Below are 18,068 nucleotides of genomic sequence, written 5' to 3' on the forward strand. Positions count from 1 at the left end.
GGACGTGACACATGCAGACACAGGCCGACCACGCCCCTAACCGCATCAAACTGCTCAATAAATTCGGCAAGGGCCAACCGCCGCTCAAGCTCGGGCAATCGCTGAAGAATTTGCGAGTCGGGCAGAAGCTGGCGTTGATCGCCGCGCTCTTCGCGCTGCCCATCGTCAGCCTGCTGGCCCTGCTGACCGTGCAGGTGCAACGCGGGGTGAACTTCGCGGAACTGGAACGTCGGGGCGCGGAGTACCTCGTCCCACTTTCCAGCCTGCAGGTCAATGTGGCACGCCACGCCGCCGTCGTCACCCTGCCTTCGACGGACCTGGACGCGTTTGACAAAGCGCTCGGAGAAGCCGCGAACGCTGTCGTATCCGACCTGGCGGTGCTGGAAACCGTCGTCAACAAGTACCCCTCGATTCCCGTCAAGGACCAGTTCGAAGTACTGAAGGTCAACTGGAGCGCCCTCAAGGACACCGTTGAAGTCCTGCCCCCGCAGGAAGCGCTGAAGGCCTACACCGATTTCAGCACGCAGCACATCCGACCGTTCATCACGGCGGTGGCCAACAACTCCAACCTGATCCTCGATTCGAACCTGGACTCCTATTACGCCATGACGGCCGTCGTCAACCAGCTGCCCAGCCTGATGTGGAGCCTCGAGCAGATGCGCCTGCAGGTGGCCCTGGCCGCCGCGCGCGGATCGGCCACCCTGACCGAGCGCACCAGCTTCGCCGTACAGGCGGCAGCGGCGGAAGCCACCGTGCAGGATCTGCTGAGCGGCGCCCAATACGCAGCCAGCGTCTCTCCCCGCCTGGAGAAGTCCCTCGTGGCGGCGGCCAGTGAAGTCAAGAACACCAGCCAGCCTTACCTGCAGGGCCTGCGCACCATCGCCAACTCCGGAACCGGCACGAGCACCATGAGCGTCGACGCGGCGACCGGCATCAATGACCTGGCCATCAGTGCCAACACCGCGGTAGTCAACCTGAGCACCATCGCCCTGGGCGAACTCAACCGGATGCTCGATCAGCGCGTCGCTGGCCTGAAGCGCGAACGTAACGCCGGGCTGCTGGTCGTGACCATCGTGCTCGGCCTCGCGCTCGGCCTGCTGTTGCTGACCATCCGCTCGATCACCAAGCCCCTCAGCCAATTGGCGAGCGCCGCCCGGGCCCTGGGACGCGGTGAGCTGGACGTGCGCGTCGACGTGCGAAACAACGACGAAATCGGCGTGGTGGCACAGTCCTTCAACGACGCGGCACTGCAGCTGCGTGAAATCGACCGCAAGAATGCCGAGGCGCGCGAAAACGCCGAATTGCTGCAGCAGAACATCAGCGACTTCCTCGACATCACCATGGACATCGCCGAAGGTGACTTCACCCGACGTGGCCGCGTCACCGAAGACGTGCTGGGGAACGTGGTCGATTCGATCAACGTGATGGTCGAGGAGCTGGAGTCGGTACTCAAAAGCGTGCAGAATACCTCGGCCCTCGTGAACCACGGCGCCGAATCGATGCTCGCCACCACCGACGAGATCGTGCAGGGTGCCGCCACGACCGCCGCCGTCGCTCAGGAGGTCGCGGGCGAAGTGCAAGGTGTGACCGCCTCGATTCGCGGCATGGCCGAAAACGCCGAGGCGTCCGCGCAGACTGCACAGCTGGCGCTGAGCGCTTCGCAGCAGGGTCAGGAAGCCGTGGACGGCACCCTCAGCGGCATGCAGAACATCCGCCGTGAAGTGCAGGGCATCGCCAAGCGCATCAAAGGCCTGGGCGACCGCTCGCTGGAAATTCAGGAAATCGTCGACACCATCACCCGCATTTCGCGCCAGACCAACCTTCTGGCACTGAACGCCGCGATTGAAGCGGCAGGTGCCGGTGAAGCCGGAAGCCGCTTCGCGGTGGTCGCCGACGAAGTACGCAAGCTGGCCGACAGCTCTGCCCAGGCGACGGGCCGCATTGCCACCCTCATCAAGAGCGTGCAGGCCGAAATCGGCGAAGTGGTCGTCTCGGTCGAGGACGGAACGCGCGAAGTGGAAGCGGGATACCGCGTGGCCAGCACCGCCGGTGAACGCCTCGTCGAAATCGCGCAGCTGGCACAGCGCTCGGCCGAACTGGCCGTCTCGATCTCGGATGCCACGCGCGCCCAGGTGCAGGGCGTGGAGCAGGTGGGTCAAGCCGTCAACTCGATTGCCAGCGTCGCCGAGCGTTCGCAGCAGAGTGTGCAGGCCGGACGCGAAGCCGCCGAGCGGCTGCGCCTCATGTCGGACAGCCTGACCGAGCAACTCACGCGCTTCCGTCTGTCCAACTGAACACCTTCGGATGGTCGGCCACCGTCTCACGGTGCAGACCGACCACCCGAGAGTGCGACCCTCAGGCGCAACGCACCAGTCCGACCCGGAGGACGACTTCCATGGAATCAAACGCCGACCAGCTCATCACACCTTCCGCCCCTCCTTCCAAAAAGCTTGCTCGTCGTCTGCGGCAGCTGCCCCAGAAGATTGACCTCGCGAACCTGCGCGTCGGCCAGAAACTCGGCCTGATCGCCCTGGCTTTCGCGGTGCCCGTGGCCGTCCCCCTGTCCTTTCTGGTCGTGCAGCAGCAGAAGAGCATCAACGTGCTGAGTGAAGAACAGCATGGCATGGACGCACTGCAAAAGCTCAGCCCGCTGGCACCGCTGGTGCTGCAGCACGGAAACGTCAGTGTGCGTCTCGCGTCGGGTGACAAAAGCGCCAAAGCAGCGGGCGCTGCGCTGTCTTCACAGGTCGCAGCGCTCCTGGTGGAACTGCGTGCTGCTTCCCAGCGGCATCCGGAGTTGGCCCTCGACGGGCCGCTCTCGGATTTCGAAGAGCTCTGGGCGCTCAGCAGCAGTGGTGAAACCGCCGGAGATATCGACGACAGTATCGAGTCGTATACCAGCCTGATCAGCACCAACCTCGCCGAGCTTTACAACCTCATCGGACAGAACTCCGGCCTGATTCTCGACGCCGACCTGGCATCCAACCGAATGCAGGATCTGCTGATCAACGCCCTGCCCAGCCTGCAGACGGAACTGGGTGAGCTGCGCATGCTGGTGAGCGCCTCGCAAGGCAAGAACAAGCTTGACGAGTACCAGGAGCGCCTCAAGGGCAACATGTCGCTCCTGAACACCTACAATGCGCGCACGGAACTGACAAGCGGCTACGTGCTGGAAGCCAGTCCTCAGCTTCGCGAAACCCTGGGCTCGGCCAGCGACTTCCTGTCCGGCAAGGTCACCTCGTACCTGAGCGCCGTGGAATCGGCGATGCAAACCGGCGAATTTAGCAAAGAAACGGTCAGCTACCTCGACGGATTGGCCCTGGAAGCCCTCAGCGCGTCGGACGACATGACCAAGGTCACGACCACCGCCCTCACCGACAGCCTGAATGCGCGCGCCACGCAGCTGAACGTCAGCCGTGTGACCACCCTGCTGGGAATAGGCGCCGTCATCGCGCTGGCCCTGACCCTGCTGGGACTGATCGCCCGTTCGATCACCCAACCCCTGTCGAGGCTCGCCAATGCCGCACAGGCGCTTGGTCGTGGTGAACTCGACATCCACGTCGAGGCACGCGGCAAGGACGAAATTGGCGTGGTGGCCTCGTCGTTCAACGAAGCTGCCGCTCAGCTGCGTCAGGCAGAACTCAAGAACGCAGAAGAACGCGAGAATGCGCTGCAGCTGCAAAAGAACATCAACGAATTCCTGGACGTGACCATGAGCGTGGCCGAGGGTGACCTCAGCCGCCGCGGACGGGTTACCGACGACGTGCTTGGAAACGTCGTCGACGCCATCAACCTGGCGCTCGACGAGGTGGCGAGCGTGCTGATCGACGTACACGAGGTGGCACAGCAGGTCAACGCCAGCGCCGACGAGGTGGCCAGCACGTCGAACGTGCTGACGCGCTCCGCACAGGACCAGACGTCACGCACCGAGCGCATGCAGGTCCAGACCCAGGAATTTACCCGCGTGTTCCGCTCCATGGCCGAGCAGGTCGAAGAAACCGCCCAGGCCGCCGAACGCACGCTGGAAGCCTCGCAAGCCGGTCAGACCGCCGTGCAGGATACCCGGCGCGGTCTGGAAGAGCTGCGCGGCGAAATGCAGGACATCTCTGCAAGCATGACGGCCCTCGCCGCGCGTTCGGGAGAAATCAGCGAAATCGCCGAAACCATCACGAACTTCGCGTCGCAGACGACCCTGCTCGCGCTCGGTGCCTCGCTGGAGGCTGCCGGTGCCGGTGAGTCGGGCAAACGCTTCATGGTGGTGGCCGAGGGTGTGCGTCAGCTCGCCGAGGATTCCGCGAACGCCGCGTACCGAGTGGAGAGCATCGTGAAACTGCTGCAGGGCGACATCTCCAGCCTCGCTTCGCGCGTGCAGTCGGGCGCGCAGGGTGTGAACGCCGGTTACCAGGTCGCGCAGCGCGCCGGAGAGCTGCTGCGCGAAATCGAGACGCTCGCCGGGCAGTCGGCACGCATCGCGACGGGCATCACCGATGTGACGCGCCAGCAGGTGAACGAAGCCGAGCAGGTACACGAAGCCGTGAGCTTCATCACCACCACCGCTTCTCAGGCCGAAGGGGAAAGTCTGCGCACGCTGCGCTCCGCCGAGCGGCTCAACGAGCTCGCACGGCAGCTCAGCGCCCAGCTGGCCCGCTTCCGGCTGAGCTCGTGAGGAAACGTGACCATGCAATCTCCCGCACTTCACTTCAACGTCTCGCCCTCGGGAAAGGAACTCCGGTGACATCATGACCATGGACGTGACACTGTCCGGTGACTTGTTCGAGAGCTTCCTGCTGGACTCCTGGGACGCTTTCGGGCAGTTCGAGATGGCCATTGGGGCACTCGACACGCAATACAGCGAAGAAGCCCTGGCACAGATCGCCGGACTCAGCCACCGCATCCGCGGCACCACCGCGCTGTACGGCTTCGGGCAGATGTCGCGTCTTGCCGCGCTGGCCGAGCGCCTGCTGGAATTCCGTCCGGAGCTCGATCAGGAAGGCCGCGCGGGCCTGATCGCCTTCTTCGAGCGCCTCGCCGTTTGTCTGAGAAGTGCTTTGGAGCGCATCTCGAACCGGCGCGGAGAGGGCGACCTCGGGTTGCAGTTCACCGAGATCGGCGGTACGGCGCTGCTGCGCCGCCTGCTCGATCAGCAAGGCCACGCCTTTGCCCAGAAAAGCGCCAGGTCGCAGACGGGCGCGGGCGCGGCTTCCCAGCTGACGCGCTTTGCACGCGAGAATGCCGACGTATGGGAGTACTTTGCGCCCGAAGCGCGCGAGCACATCGAGCTGATGCGCGCCGCCCTCGACAGCGGCGATCTCAGCGCCGACACCATCACGACACTTTTCCGCTCTGCACACACCCTCAAGGGGTCTTCGTACATGGTGGGCTTTTCACCGCTGGGCGATCTGGGCCACGTGCTCGAGGACGTGCTCAGCGCGGTGCGTGACGCCCAGCTCACCCTCGATCCGGCAGTGGTGCTCACCCTCGGCGAAGGCGTGGACCTGGCCGAGCGGCTGCTGCGTGTCGCAGAAGGTGAAAATGTCGATCTCGGCCGGGTGATTCGTCACACCAAGCGCAAGCTGAACGCATTGATCGGGGTGGAGATGCCCGACACGGGCGCAGAGGCGGCCCCGGCCCCCTCCCCTGCCCCGGCGCCCAGCGCGGCGTCAGGCGACGCCCGCGCCACCGTGCGCGTTCCAGTCGAGAAACTCGACGCGCTGATGAGCATGGCGAGCGAACTGATCGTGACGCGTGGACGCCTGACCTACCAGCTCGGTCAACTTTCGGAAATGGGGGCGCTGCTCTCGCGCGCGCGTGAGCGCATGACGCACACGGCGCGCGAATTCGAGGAGAAGTACCTCAATCCGCACCTGGCGCTGGGCGAAAAGGAAACCGAAAGCGAAAGTGCACCTCAGGCCGCGCGCGGCGTCAGTGCGACGGTGCAGGAAATGTTCGACGAGCTGGAATTCGACAGCTACACCGACCTGAACATCGTGGCGCGCTCGGTCACCGAGATTTCCTCGGACCTCGCGGAGCTGCAGCTGCAGCTCGACGCCCAGCTCTCGGCGCTGCACGACGAAGGCGAGACACTCTCGAAGCTCGCCCGCACCCTGCGCGGTGAGGTTGCGCGCGCACGCCGCGTACCGTTCGGGCAGGCCGTCACCCGCCTGAAACGCTGGGCCCGGACACGGGACGGCGGCACCGCGTTTTCGCTTGACGTCAGCGGCGAAAACGTGGAAGTAGACACCTTCGTGCTCGAAGCGGTGGTGGACCCGCTGCTACACCTGCTGAACAACTCGCTTGTTCACGGCATCGAGGACCCGCAGACGCGTGTGGCGGCTGGCAAAGCACCGGAGGGGCGCATCAGCGTTCACGCGGCGCAGCACGGCCCGTTTCTTGACATCGAAGTGCGCGACGACGGCGCGGGCATCAACTCCGAAAAAGTGCGCGAGGCCGCCCGCGGACGGGTCCCTGACGAAGAACTCGCCGTCATGACCGACGACGAACTGACGGCGCTGATTTTTCTGCCCGGCTTTTCGACGGCCAAAGAAGTGACGGCGGAAGCGGGTCGTGGCGTGGGCATGGACGTGGTGGCCAGCAACATCCGGCGACTGGGCGGCGAGGTGCTGGTGCGCTCCCAGAAGGGTGTTGGTACCACGTTCACCCTGCGCGTACCCCTTACGCAACAGATCACAGAAACCCTGGCGTTTCGCGTCGGGATGCACACTGCCGCCTTCCCGACCGCCGTCGTGCGGGCGCTGCGCAGCGTACCGTCGGACGAGGTTGTCACGGGCGAGCAGGGCGAACGGGTCACCGTTGAAGGAGAGTCGGTGCGCCTGCTGCGCCTGCGTACCTTGTGGGGCTATGAAGCCGCTACAATGAACACCACGCAGATGAAAAGCACGACGACTGACGGCGACGAACTCTCGGTCATCGTGGTCGAGACTGCCGGAAGGCGGCTCGCCATTGCCGTCGACGAGTTTCTGGGTCTTGAAGAACTGGCGATCCACTCGGGCGGTCCGCTGCTCGAGCACGTGCCGTACGTCAGTGGCACCACCCTTTCCAGCGCCGGTGAGGTGGTCATGCTGCTGGACGCTCAGGGCATCGAGCGTCTGGACGCACAGCGCAGCGGACACAAGGCCTGGCCGACCGTGGCTGTCAGCTCGCGCCGCCAGCGCCTCCTGTTGATCGACGACTCGGTCAGCGTGCGCCGCGTCGTGGCTCGCATGCTGGAACGCGGTGGCTTCGACGTGGTGACCGCCTCGGACGGGTACGACGCCCTCGAACTGCTGCGCTCGGACACGGATTTCGACGCGGTCCTCACCGACCTCGAAATGCCGCGCGTCAGCGGTTACGAGGTGATCGAGGAAGTTCGTCGCCGCAGCAGCACGGCCCATCTGCCCGTGATCGTCATGACCACGCGTGCGGGTGACAAGCACCAGCAGCTGGCCATGTCGCTTGGGGCCAACGAGTACTTCAGCAAGCCCATCGACGAAACGCGCCTCATCCGCCGGCTCGCCGAAATCACCCGAGGAGCGGCGCACCGGGCATGAACTCTTTTGGCACCGTACTTCTGATCATGTCGCAGATGGCGCGCGCGGCGCAGTTCGAAGCATATCTGCGCGCGGCTGGCGCAGAGGTGCTGCGTGCCGAAAGCGGGCTGCACGCGCTGACCCAACTCGAACGCACTGCTCCGGACGCCATCGTGTGCGCCGCGCAGCTCGAGGACATGAGCGGACGTGAACTGCTGGCGATTCTGCGCGACGACAGCCAGTTTCGTGAAGTGGTGTTCTTGCTGCTCGACAGCGAAGAAGACGACGAATTCGGAATTCACGATGCCGCCATCGCGTCACCGGCCAGCCCGGCACAGGCCGTGCAGGAACTTCTGCCTGTACTGTTGCGGGACTCGCTGGGCAGTGGTAAGGCCGTGGAAGGCAACCTCGAAATCCTGGGGCTCGACGGCCTGCTCTCGGCACTCACGCAGGGACGCCGCAGCGGACGGCTGGAGATTTTCCAGCTGAGCTGCGGGGGCGAGCTGTGGCTGTCGCAAGGGCAGCTCATCAACGCCCGCTACGGCTACCACGATGGTGAAGAGGCCGCGATCGCCCTGCTGCAGGGAAGTCACGTGCTCCTCAATGCCGACTACGCCTTTTACGTGCTCGATGTGGGCGACCTGCCCCGTGTGATCGACACCCCGACCCGCACCCTGCTGCAACGCGCCGAACTCGCAGGGCCGCGCACCAACTTTATTCACACGGCCACTTCGGCCGCATTGGTACAGGAGCCCAAATGACCCAAGTTCTGGTGGTTGATGACAGCCTCAGCGTCCGCAAGGCGCTCGAAACGATTCTGCGTCCTCTCGCGTATACCGTCCGCATGGCCGAGAGTGGCGAGGCCGCCCTCACGTCGCTCGCGCAGACGAAAGCTGATCTGGTGATTGCCGACGTGCTGATGCCGGGCATGAGCGGCTTTGAACTCTGTCAGCAGATCAAGGCCAGCGGCGACCATGCCCAGACGCCGGTCGTGCTGATCTCAGGCATCGTCAGCGAAGCCGAGCTGACCCATGCCCGTGGTGTGGGCGCGGTTGGCATCGTCAAGAAACCCTTTCGGGCCGACGAGCTCCTTCCCATCGTGCAGGGAGCCTTGCGCGACACCGACACCCGCGGCGATGTGGTGAGCGCGCCCGTGGCGGCCCCTGCGCAAGCGCCCGTGGTGGCCGAGCTGCTCGACACGCTGCTGACCAAGCAGGGCATCCTGGGAGCCGTATTGATCGACTCGTCGGGCATTCCGGTTGCCTGGCGCGGCGCCGAATTGCCCGACCAGGCGACCCTGGCACGTTACCTGCGCTTTTTCGTGACGTCCTCAGAGGTCTTTGGTGCCCACTTCAACGACGAGTGGCAAAGCGTGTTGCTGGAGTATGCCGGACGGGCCCTGCTGCTCTCGCCGCTCAGCAACGGGCACGCACTGGCCATCACCTTGCGTGACGCCGGAGCGGCAACCGTGGCCAAATTCGTGATCAAGGGTCAACGTGCGCAGTTCGATACCGCGCTGAGCTGAACTCCCAGTGACAGCGGCCCCCACAGAACGTTCTGTGGGGGCCGCTGTCTGATCTGTTCTGGCGACGCTGGCCTCGCCAGTCCTCGGAGACAATTCTCAAAGCGTGGGCCAGCCTTGGCCCACGCTTTGAGGATTGTCAGTGTACCGGCTCAGGCTTTGAGGACGTTGTGGGGCCACTCGGCGCGTTCACGGACGATCTCGCGAAAACGGGTGACACCCGCACGCAGCTGGCCCAGCGCCCGCGCAAATACCGTACGGAAGTCGCTTTCGTTGGCGAGCAGCACTTCGACAGACGCCTGAGTGTCATTGTTGGCGACGAACACCTTGACGAGCTTCACGCGGGTATTGACTTCCGAGGCCACCTCAAGCGCGCGCCGACGATCCGCGTCGCTCTTGATGCCGTAGAAGTTCGGGTAAAGCAGGATGAACGAAAGCGTGTCGTCCTCATTGACGCGCAAGAAGTAGTGTCCACCCTCGACTCGGAAGTACAGGTCTCCTTCAGAATCGACGGTTGCGGTGTAGCCTTCCTCGGTCAGGATGGCTGCATACTTTTCCACCAGTGGAGAAGAAGGCTGCGTCATGTTGAAAACACTCTACCCAATTTTCTAAAGCTTTGTATAAGAGTCATATCTCATTGACTCATCAAAGCATCACTATAGCCGCCCCTGTCTTCACAGCCTCAATCTACACAGCGCATCAATATGCAAGCAGAGTATATTGATGCGCATACCGCCCGGCGAAGGAGCTCCACCAGTTGAATAATGGAGCATTTTCAGGCTGAACGCGTGCGTGACGAACCAGCCGTAAGTCCCGCTTCACGGGCACTCAACCGAAGTAGCCCAGTAATTCGATCAACAGGTGAGGATAGTCGTCTGGTTTCAAACCACGCTTTTCCAGACGCACCGAGGGCGGAAACGGCACCACCTCGGTCTTGTGAGGGAAATTGCGCAGCCCGGCCGCGTCGTAATCGAGCGCCTTGTACGCGAACGTGACCTGCAGGTGGGTCATGCTGTCCCCGATCGAAAGTACCCGGCGCGCCACGGCCGTCAGACGCAGCTTGGCGAGGTCCAGAAAGTTCTGGACCTCGGGCGTCGGCACGCCGAAGCGCTTGCGCATATCGCGTTCGATTCGCGACAGGGCCGGCAGGGTCCTGGCTTCTGACAGGCGACCGTAGAAGGCAATGCGGTCATCTTCGCTCCCAAAGTACTCGGGTGTCAGGCGGGCATTCACCGGCAGATCGATGCTGACTGACTCGGGCACCGTGAGGGTCTCCCCTTTCAGTTTGGCGACCGCTTCGGCCAGCAGCTCGGTGTACACCTCGATCGACACAGCCTGCACGTGGCCGTGCTGCTCTTCACCCAGGATGTTGCCGACGCCCCGAATCTCCATGTCCTTTTCGGCCAGCTTGTGTCCACTGCCGAGGTCCTGCAAGTCAGCGATGGCGAACAGGCGCCTCGAGGCATTCTCGGTGATGCGCGGCGGGTAAAACATGTACGCGTAGGCCTCCTGGGCACGCCGGCCCACCCGGCCTCGCAACTGGTACAGCTGCGCGAGCCCCAGCCGGTCGGCCCGCTCGATCAAGATAGTGTTGGCTTCAGGAATGTCAAGGCCCGTCTCGACGATGGTGGTCGCGAGCAGCACGTCGAACGCGCCTTCCTCAAAGCCCATCATGATTTCCTCGAGCGCCTCCTCGGGCATCTGACCGTGCGCTACGCCCACGCGCGCTTCCGGAACGAGGTTGCGGAGGTACAGAGAGCGCGAGCCGATGCTGGCAACCCGGTCGTGAATATAGAACACCTTGCCGCCCCGCTCGATCTCCGAGACGATCGCGTCGCGAATGGTCATGGGTTCGTAGGGTGCCAGCACCGTCCGGATGGGCTTGCGGCCCTTGGGTGGCGTCTGGATGGCGCTCATGTCGCGCAGACCCACCATGCTCATGTACAGCGTGCGCGGAATGGGCGTGGCCGACAGCGACAGCATGTCCACCGCGACGCTTCCCTCGGGAATTTCCAGCCTGCTGTTTTTGGTCGTTTCCTTTTCGGGCCGCGACGCTTCCGGCAAGCCGCGCAGCGCCTTGAGCTTTTCCTTCTGCACCACACCGAACCGGTGCTCCTCGTCCACGACGATCATTCCGAGGTCCTTGAAGCGGATGTCCTGCGACAGCAGCCGGTGCGTGCCGATGACGATGTCGACTTTTCCGGCGGCGAGGTCTTTCAAAATGGCGCTTTCCTGCTTGGCAGGCGTGAAGCGTGACAAGCCCTCGACGCGCACCGGCAGGTCCTTGAAGCGCGCGTGAAAGGTAGCAGTGTGCTGCTCGGCCAGCAGGGTGGTAGGCACCAGAATGGCGACCTGTTTGCCGTGACCCACCACCCGGTGCGCGGCCCGCAGCGCCACCTCGGTCTTGCCGAAGCCCACGTCCCCCGCGATCAGGCGGTCCATGGGATACGACGCTTCCAGGTCCTTGAAGGTGTCGCGCAGCGCCGTGACCTGATCCTCGGTCAGCTCGAACTGAAAGTTCTGCTCGATCATGGCGTCCCACTCGGGAATTGGCATGAAGGCAGTGCCGGGCGTAATCTGGCGTGCGGCGTACTGCACCAGCAGACGTGCCGCGAGTTCCTCGGCGCTTTTGCGGGCCCGTTCGCGTGCCTTGGACCAGTCTTTTTTGTCGAGGCTCGACAAGTTGGGCGGATCGTCGGTCGTGCCCGGGTGGCGGCGCAAAATGGGCAGCAGTTCGATGGGCAGGTACAGCTTGGCACTGTTCTTGTACTCCAGGTGCAGGTAGTCGCGGGCCACCCCCAGCACCGTGCGTGTCTCCAGGCCCTTGAACTCACCGATCCCGTGCTCCGGATGAATCAGGTAATCGCCCACCTGCAGACCCAGCGCGTCGGCAACCGGCTTGCCCGAGAGCTTCTTGCCGCGCAGCGCGCTGCCTCCCTGAAAGCCGTACACGAGGTCCTCGGTCAGGACCACAATCTTCTCATCGGGAACTTCAAAGCCGCCCTCGCCCATCGCCCGCAGAAAGCCCAGCTCGCCCTCCCGCACACGAGGAGTACTGAGCCACTTCGGCTCGGCGCCCTGCAGCAGCTTTTCGGTCAGGTATGCGGCGGTGCGGTCATGGCGCACCAGCATCAAGACCCGGTATCCCTGGGCCTTCCAGCGATCCACGTCCGAGGCGAACTCCGAGAGCTTGGCACGGTAAAACGGCAGCGTCCGGATCGGCAATGTGCCATCGGGCAGCTCCAGGGGTGCGCGCCCGAAGCTGGTAATTTCCCGTCCGGCCAGGAGCGCCCAGAGTGTCTCAAGCTGCGGACCCAGTGCCGAGCCGTAAAACTCGGGACTGTCCAGAAATATCCGCCCGGGGAGCAGCTCCAGCCGGGTGGCGTCCCACTTCACGTCGCTGAGGTACCCTTCAGCGGGGGGCAGGACGAAGCGGTCGAGCCTGCTTCCCGGTTGCCCGTTTTCGTCGAGTTCGCGCAGCGTGTCGAGTTCGTCACCAAAGAACTCGGCGCGCACGCGCGGTCCGCTGACCGGGCGCAACTCGACGCTGTCGCCACGCAACACGTAGCCAGTGTCCTCGTCGCGCTCGTAACCCAGGCGTTCGAGCTTGGCGAGCAGTTCCTGGCGGGGATAAGACGCGCCCAGTCGGAAATCCAGCGCGTGCGCGTCGGGGTCGCGTGGAAAGAGATCAAGTGCCGTCACGACATCAAGCACCACATGCTGCGGACGCGCACCCCACTCCCGCAAGCCGGGATTGAGACCGACTGGCGCGCCCAGCGCCCCTGCGCTGGCGTACAGTTCAGCGCGTTCGGGCGTGGTCAGCAGCACTGCTGGGCCACGGTGCGCCGAAAAAAGGGCCGCACGTGCCACCTGCGGCAACATCAGGAAGGTGCCGGTCGTCACCTGTGGGACGAGGGCGTTCAGGGGCTGGGTTGCGCTGGTCACTGCACCCTCCCCCGCCGGGCTGGCCGAGGAACGGGCGCTTCGGCGTTCTTTCGGGCCAGGCGTACAGAAGTCCGCCAAGAGGTCATGCTCGACCGCCAGGGTCGAGGGCAGGGACGCGTCGCGTCCCGAAGGATCAAGCCAGTCACAGGGGAATTCTAAAGCGAGAGCGCGTTCGGGACATGCGACGAATGGACGATGAAGGCCAGCAATTCTCGGGGCGTGAGCGTGCCATTCGTCATCTGCTGGCCCCGTCATTTTCTGAGGAATGTTAGAATGTTCCGATGCGTTCCGTGAAACTCGCTCCCAGCCTCCTTTCCTGTGACTTTCTCCGCCTGGGCGAAGAGCTGCGTTCCATCGAACAGGGCGGCGGCGAATACGTCCACGTCGACGTGATGGACGGCGTCTTCGTCCCCAACCTCTCGTTCGGCCTGCCGATTCTGGCCGCCGCCCGCCGCGCGACCAACTTGTTTCTCGACGTGCACCTGATGATCGAGGCCCCCGAACGCTATCTCGCTGATTTCGCCGCAGCAGGAGCCGACGGCATCACCGTACACGCCGAGTCCACCAGACACCTGCACCGGGCCGTCTCGCAGATCCGGGAGCTCGGCAAACGCGCCGGAGTGGTTGTGAATCCGGGCACGCCGCTGGCACACCTGCAACCGGTTTTGGCCGACGTGGATCTCGTCTTGCTCATGAGCGTCAATCCCGGCTTCGGCGGCCAGAAATTCATTCCCGCGACCTTCGAGCGCCTCCGCACCGTACGCAGCTGGCTGGACGCCCTGGGTTCGCCTGCCGAGCTGCAGGTCGACGGCGGGGTCAGTGCCGCCAATGCGCGTGAGCTCGCTCAGGCGGGCGCGACAGTGCTCGTCGCGGGCAGCGCGGTGTTCGGCCCCGACGGAGCCGAGATGGGCCTTCGCCGCCTGAGAGAGTCCCTGTAATGCGACTGCGGGTCGATCTGTTACCGCACGGCGACTACCCTGACACGGTGTTGGTGGTGGACGTACTGCGGGCCACGACCACTGCCGGGGTGTACCTGGAGCGCGGAGCACGGAGCCTGTTGCTGACTGCCTCGCCCGAACGCGCCCTGGAGCTGCGCAGCTCAGGCGAGAACCGCGAAGGGCCGTCCGAAAGCAGTGCAAACGTGTTGCTCGGGGGTGAGCGCGGCGGCCTCCCCATTCCGGGATTTGACTTCGGCAACTCCCCTGTCGAAGCGGACTCCCAGAATTTCACCGGCAAAGTCATCGTGATGAATACAACCAATGGTACAGGAGCCGCCCACGTTGCTGCCGCGACCGGCAAGCGCGTGCTCCTGGCCAGCTTGCGCAACGCCCACGCGGCGGCGCGCCGGGCACGCGCGCTTGCAGTCGAGGAGATCGCCATCGTCTGCGCGGGCAGCAACGGCCGTGCCAGCCTGGAAGACATCTACACCGCCGGGGTGCTGTGCGAGTACCTGATGTCCATGGGTGAGGCAGGCATCGACGACGGCGCGCGCATTGCCTTGACGGTGCGGCGCAATGCCAGCGATCCCCTGGAAGCCCTGTCGAGCAGCGCCCACGGGGTGGTGCTGAGCCGTCTGGGTCTGGGAGAAGATGTACGCTTCAGTGCCCGCCCCAGCGAATCCACGCTGGTTCCCGTGCTCGCCGAAACGCAGGACACCGAGGGCGCACTGCGTTTCGTGACGGGCTGAGGCTTTTCCTGAGCCGCCCGGGTCAGGCGCGGGTCAGTTCGCGTACCCCTTCGGGCGTAGCGACAAACGCCCGTTCGGCCATGCCCAGGAACAGGCCAGTTTCGACAACACCTGCGGTCAACTTGAGATCGCGCGCGAGCGCGGACGCGTCGTCGATTCGCGCAAACCGCGCGTCGAAGATCAGGTTGCCGTTATCAGTCACGAAATGCTCACCTCCCCGCGAGCGCAGTTCGCCCCCGGCACCCAGATCCCGCAGACGTTCCAGGGTGCTTGCCACGCCAAAGCGCACGATCTCGACAGGGATCGGGGCTTTTTCACCGATGCGCTTCACCAGCTTGGTGTGATCGGCGATGATCACCAGCCGGTGCGCACGCAGTTCGAGCAGCTTCTCGCGGGTGAGGGCGCCGCCCAGCCCCTTGATCAGGTCGAGGTTCGGCGCGATCTCGTCGGCACCGTCGATCGCCACATCGAACTGCTGGCAGTCGAACTCCTCGACCGGCACGCCCACCTCACGGGCCAGTTGCTCGCTGGCGTTCGAGGTCGCTACACCGATGATGCCGGTCAACTCTCCGCTGCTGATCTTGCGGCCTAGTTCCTCTATCGCGTATTTGGCGGTCGAGCCGGTGCCGAGCCCGACGCACATGCCGCTCTCGACCAGCGCAACCGCACGCAGCGCCGCTTCCTTCTTGAGGGCCTCGAGGTCAGCCACGGCGCGCTTTGTGTTCCCGAAGCTCGCGCAGCACGGCGTCAGCGTGACCGTCGACTTTCACGTTGCTCCAAACCTTCACCAGGGTTCCATCGGGCGCGATCAGAAAGGTCGAACGCTTGAGTCCTTCGCTCACCTTGCCGTACAGGTTTTTGGTGCCCCAGGCTCCGATGGTGCGGATGAACGTGGCGTCGGGGTCGGACACCAGAGGAAAATTCAGGCTGAATTTCTGCGCGAAGCCCGCGTGGCTCTCCGCGTCGTCGCGGCTGAGCCCCAGGATGGCCGCGCCCTCGGCGCGCAACTCAGCGTGATCGCGGAAATCACAGGCTTCTTTGGTACAGCCCGGTGTGTCGTCTTTGGGGTAGACATACAGCACGAGGTAGCGACCACGGTAATCGGCGAGACGATGCAGGTGATTATCGGCGTCGGGCAATGCGAAGTCCGGGAATGGCTGACCCGCCTGCAATGCAGCTTCTTGTGTCATGCGCGGAGCATAACAAAGACCCCCGCGAAGGTAAAAACCCCGGCGCGCGGGCCTTTGTGAGAAACCTCCAAGCGCCGCGCGCTTCATGAGCGCTCTTTGTACTGCTCTTAAGATTCCTCGCTATGCTGTGTCTCGTGAATCTCGCGCCGTACATCGACCACACGCTTCTGAAACCCACTGCCACACCTGCCGACATTGTCACGTTGTGCCAGGAAGCGCGCGAGCATTTCTTCAAAGCTGTCTGCGTCAATCCGGTGTACATTCCCCTCGCTCAGGCCGAACTGTCCGGCTCACCCGTGCTGATCGCCACCGTATGCGGCTTTCCGCTGGGTGCCGTGCTGTCCACCCAGAAAGCCGCCGAGGCAGCCGCCAGTGTAAATGCCGGGGCGCATGAAGTCGACATGGTCATTCACGTGGGCGCCGCCCTGGCGAACGACTGGAACACCGTAGGTGCGGACATCCGTGCCGTCCGTGACGCCACCGAAGGAGCAGTGCTCAAGGTCATTATCGAAACCTGCTTTCTGAGCGACGAGCAGAAGGTCCGCGCCTCCGAAGCCGCCCTGAGTGCCGGAGCTGACTTTGTGAAGACCTCCACGGGGTTCGGTCCGGGCGGCGCGACGCTCGGTGACGTGCGCCTGATGAAGCGTGTGGCAGGAGACACCGCCCTGATCAAGGCGGCGGGCGGCATTCGCACACGCGCCGACGCCGAAGCGATGATTCAGGCGGGCGCGGCCCGCCTGGGCACCTCGGGTGGGGTCGCCATCGTGTCCGGTCAGGAGCACCGGGTCGGCTACTGAGTTCGGCATAGGCTGCCAGACAACGAAGGGAAGCGTGTGATGGAACTGATACTGGCTTCGGGAAGTCCCCGGCGGCGCGAATTGCTGTCGCGGCTGGGCCTGTCGTTTCGCGTGTTCACGGCCCATACCGAAGAGGTTTCAAAACACCAAGAGCCTGGGGAAGTCGCCCGCGATCTCGCCTGCCAGAAAGCGCAGGCGGTGGCCGAGCTCGCGCCGGAGGCGGTGATCATCGCGGCCGACACCGTGGTCGCGCTTGATAGACAGTTGCTCGGCAAGCCGCATGACAAAAACGAGAACGCGCGCTTCCTGGAAATGCTCTCGGGCAAGACGCATACGGTGCACACCGGGGTGGCCGTACTGTCACCTGCCTTTCAGAAGAGCGTCGTTCAGGCAACCCAGGTGACCTTTCGCACACTCACGCCCGCCGAGGTCCGCTGGTACGCCCAGAGCGGAGAAGGGCTCGACAAGGCCGGTGGTTACGGCATTCAGGAGCTCGGTCTCGCCCTCGTGGAACGCGTCGAGGGTGATTACTCGAACGTGGTGGGCTTTCCCATGCCGCGCGTGATCGACCTGCTGAGGCGGGCGGGAGTGCCTGTCTTGCAGGAGCCGCTGTGAACGCCTGGCGCCGCCTGGCGCTGGTGTACCTGGGGCTGCTGTTTCTCAGCATGGTCACCACCCGCTTTCAGGTGGTGGCACCGCTGTCGATCACCAGTGGGGTATTGCCCCTGACCCAGCTGTTCGCGGGGGGTGCGGGCAACATCCGCAAAGCGTACATGACGTATGCAGAAGAGCGCGACCTCGCCGCACGAAACCGTGAATTGCGCGACCAGAACGAAATGCTGCGCGGCACCAACGACCGGCTTGAACGTGAAAACGTGCGGCTGCGCCAGGCCGCCCAGATTCGCACCACGCAGTCGCCGAGCCTCGTGACGGTGGCCTCGGTCGTGAAGGTCGATCCCTCGCCGCTGCTGTCCAGGCTCACGGTCAACCGGGGCGTGTGGCACGGCGTGCGGCGCTTCATGCCGGCCACCGCGCCCGCCGGTCTGATCGGTCAGGTCACCGAGGTGGACGGCAACAGCGCCGTCGTGACGACCATCGTGGATCCGGAGAGCCGTGTGGGTATCACGCTCAAGAAAAAAGGGGGTCGTGGTACGGCTTACGGTGCTCCACCCGACCGGCTGCGCGGTACCTTTCCCCTCACCGTCGACGTCAAGCCAGGCGATATCGTACTGACATCCAGCCTCGGCGGCGTCTACCCGGTGGGCATTCAGGTGGGCAAAGTTGAACAGGTCGTGGAACTCGGACCGAATGAAGTGCACCGCACCGTCATCATCACACCGAGCGTTGACGTCAGCATCATCGAAGAAATCGCGCTTCTCGAAGCGATTCCCTAAGGCCTGA

14 protein-coding genes are annotated in these 18,068 nt (G+C 64.2%); 10 read left to right on the top strand and 4 right to left on the bottom strand.

The features are described 5' to 3' along the window. Positions 1 to 11 precede the first annotated feature (11 nt). From DEIPE_RS21855 to DEIPE_RS21870, 5 genes are all read left to right on the top strand, one after another. The gene (locus tag DEIPE_RS21855; RefSeq protein WP_015234162.1) at positions 12 to 2,294 is read left to right on the top strand and encodes a methyl-accepting chemotaxis protein; all 2,283 of its coding nucleotides are present in this window, start codon (positions 12 to 14) and stop codon (positions 2,292 to 2,294) included. A gap of 101 nt (positions 2,295 to 2,395) precedes the next feature. After that, positions 2,396 to 4,666 (top strand): methyl-accepting chemotaxis protein, encoded by a 2,271-nt coding sequence (locus tag DEIPE_RS21860; protein ID WP_015234163.1) that lies wholly within the window; start codon positions 2,396 to 2,398, stop codon positions 4,664 to 4,666. A gap of 73 nt (positions 4,667 to 4,739) precedes the next feature. Next, on the top strand, positions 4,740 to 7,547 hold the full coding sequence (locus tag DEIPE_RS01235) for a hybrid sensor histidine kinase/response regulator (RefSeq protein ID WP_015234164.1): 2,808 nt from the start codon (positions 4,740 to 4,742) through the stop codon (positions 7,545 to 7,547). Further along, positions 7,544 to 8,287, top strand: a complete 744-nt coding sequence (locus tag DEIPE_RS21865; RefSeq protein ID WP_015234165.1) for a response regulator — start codon at positions 7,544 to 7,546, stop codon at positions 8,285 to 8,287. The genes DEIPE_RS01235 and DEIPE_RS21865 overlap by 4 nt, the downstream gene beginning before the upstream one ends. Then, the gene (locus DEIPE_RS21870) at positions 8,284 to 9,051 is read left to right on the top strand and encodes a response regulator (RefSeq protein ID WP_015234166.1); all 768 of its coding nucleotides are present in this window, start codon (positions 8,284 to 8,286) and stop codon (positions 9,049 to 9,051) included. Before DEIPE_RS21865 ends, DEIPE_RS21870 begins: the two co-directional genes overlap by 4 nt. 149 nt (positions 9,052 to 9,200) lie before the next feature. Here DEIPE_RS21870 and DEIPE_RS21875 read toward each other — a convergent pair whose 3' ends face one another. After that, entirely contained in the window at positions 9,201 to 9,632 is a 432-nt protein-coding gene (locus tag DEIPE_RS21875) for a T3SS (YopN, CesT) and YbjN peptide-binding chaperone 1 (RefSeq protein WP_015234167.1), read from the bottom strand. A 244-nt stretch (positions 9,633 to 9,876) separates the two neighbouring features. Continuing rightward, positions 9,877 to 12,993, bottom strand: coding sequence for a DEAD/DEAH box helicase (locus DEIPE_RS01255; RefSeq protein WP_015234168.1), 3,117 nt, complete (start codon positions 12,991 to 12,993; stop codon positions 9,877 to 9,879). Between the two features lie 281 nt (positions 12,994 to 13,274). On the opposite strand from DEIPE_RS01255, the gene rpe reads away from it, so the two are divergent. Together rpe and DEIPE_RS01265 are read left to right on the top strand one after the other, a co-directional pair. Next, entirely contained in the window at positions 13,275 to 13,931 is a 657-nt protein-coding gene (gene rpe, locus DEIPE_RS01260; RefSeq protein ID WP_015234169.1) for a ribulose-phosphate 3-epimerase, read from the top strand. After that, the gene (locus tag DEIPE_RS01265) at positions 13,931 to 14,680 is read left to right on the top strand and encodes a 2-phosphosulfolactate phosphatase (protein WP_015234170.1); all 750 of its coding nucleotides are present in this window, start codon (positions 13,931 to 13,933) and stop codon (positions 14,678 to 14,680) included. The genes rpe and DEIPE_RS01265 overlap by 1 nt, the downstream gene beginning before the upstream one ends. A 22-nt stretch (positions 14,681 to 14,702) precedes the next feature. On the opposite strand, the gene rpiA is transcribed toward DEIPE_RS01265, so the two are convergent. Together rpiA and prxQ are read right to left on the bottom strand one after the other, a co-directional pair. Further along, positions 14,703 to 15,389, bottom strand: a complete 687-nt coding sequence (gene rpiA / locus DEIPE_RS01270) for a ribose 5-phosphate isomerase A (protein WP_015234171.1) — start codon at positions 15,387 to 15,389, stop codon at positions 14,703 to 14,705. Further along, entirely contained in the window at positions 15,382 to 15,870 is a 489-nt protein-coding gene (gene prxQ, locus DEIPE_RS01275) for a thioredoxin-dependent peroxiredoxin PrxQ (RefSeq protein WP_015234172.1), read from the bottom strand. Before prxQ ends, rpiA begins: the two co-directional genes overlap by 8 nt. A gap of 122 nt (positions 15,871 to 15,992) precedes the next feature. On the opposite strand from prxQ, the gene deoC reads away from it, so the two are divergent. From deoC to mreC, 3 genes are read left to right on the top strand one after another with little or no spacing between them, the layout of a single operon-like run. Then, a complete protein-coding gene (deoC, locus tag DEIPE_RS01280; RefSeq protein WP_015234173.1) occupies positions 15,993 to 16,667 on the top strand; it encodes a deoxyribose-phosphate aldolase in 675 nt (224 codons plus the stop codon). Positions 16,668 to 16,706: 39 nt separating this feature from the next. Then, positions 16,707 to 17,282, top strand: coding sequence for a Maf family protein (locus tag DEIPE_RS01285; RefSeq protein ID WP_015234174.1), 576 nt, complete (start codon positions 16,707 to 16,709; stop codon positions 17,280 to 17,282). Continuing rightward, complete coding sequence (mreC, locus tag DEIPE_RS01290) at positions 17,279 to 18,061, top strand: rod shape-determining protein MreC (RefSeq protein WP_015234175.1); 783 nt, start codon at positions 17,279 to 17,281, stop codon at positions 18,059 to 18,061. The genes DEIPE_RS01285 and mreC overlap by 4 nt, the downstream gene beginning before the upstream one ends. The last annotated feature ends 7 nt before the right edge of the window (positions 18,062 to 18,068 follow it).

The sequence above is a fragment of the Deinococcus peraridilitoris DSM 19664 genome, assembly GCF_000317835.1.
Classification (GTDB): Bacteria; Deinococcota; Deinococci; order Deinococcales; family Deinococcaceae; genus Deinococcus_A; species Deinococcus_A peraridilitoris.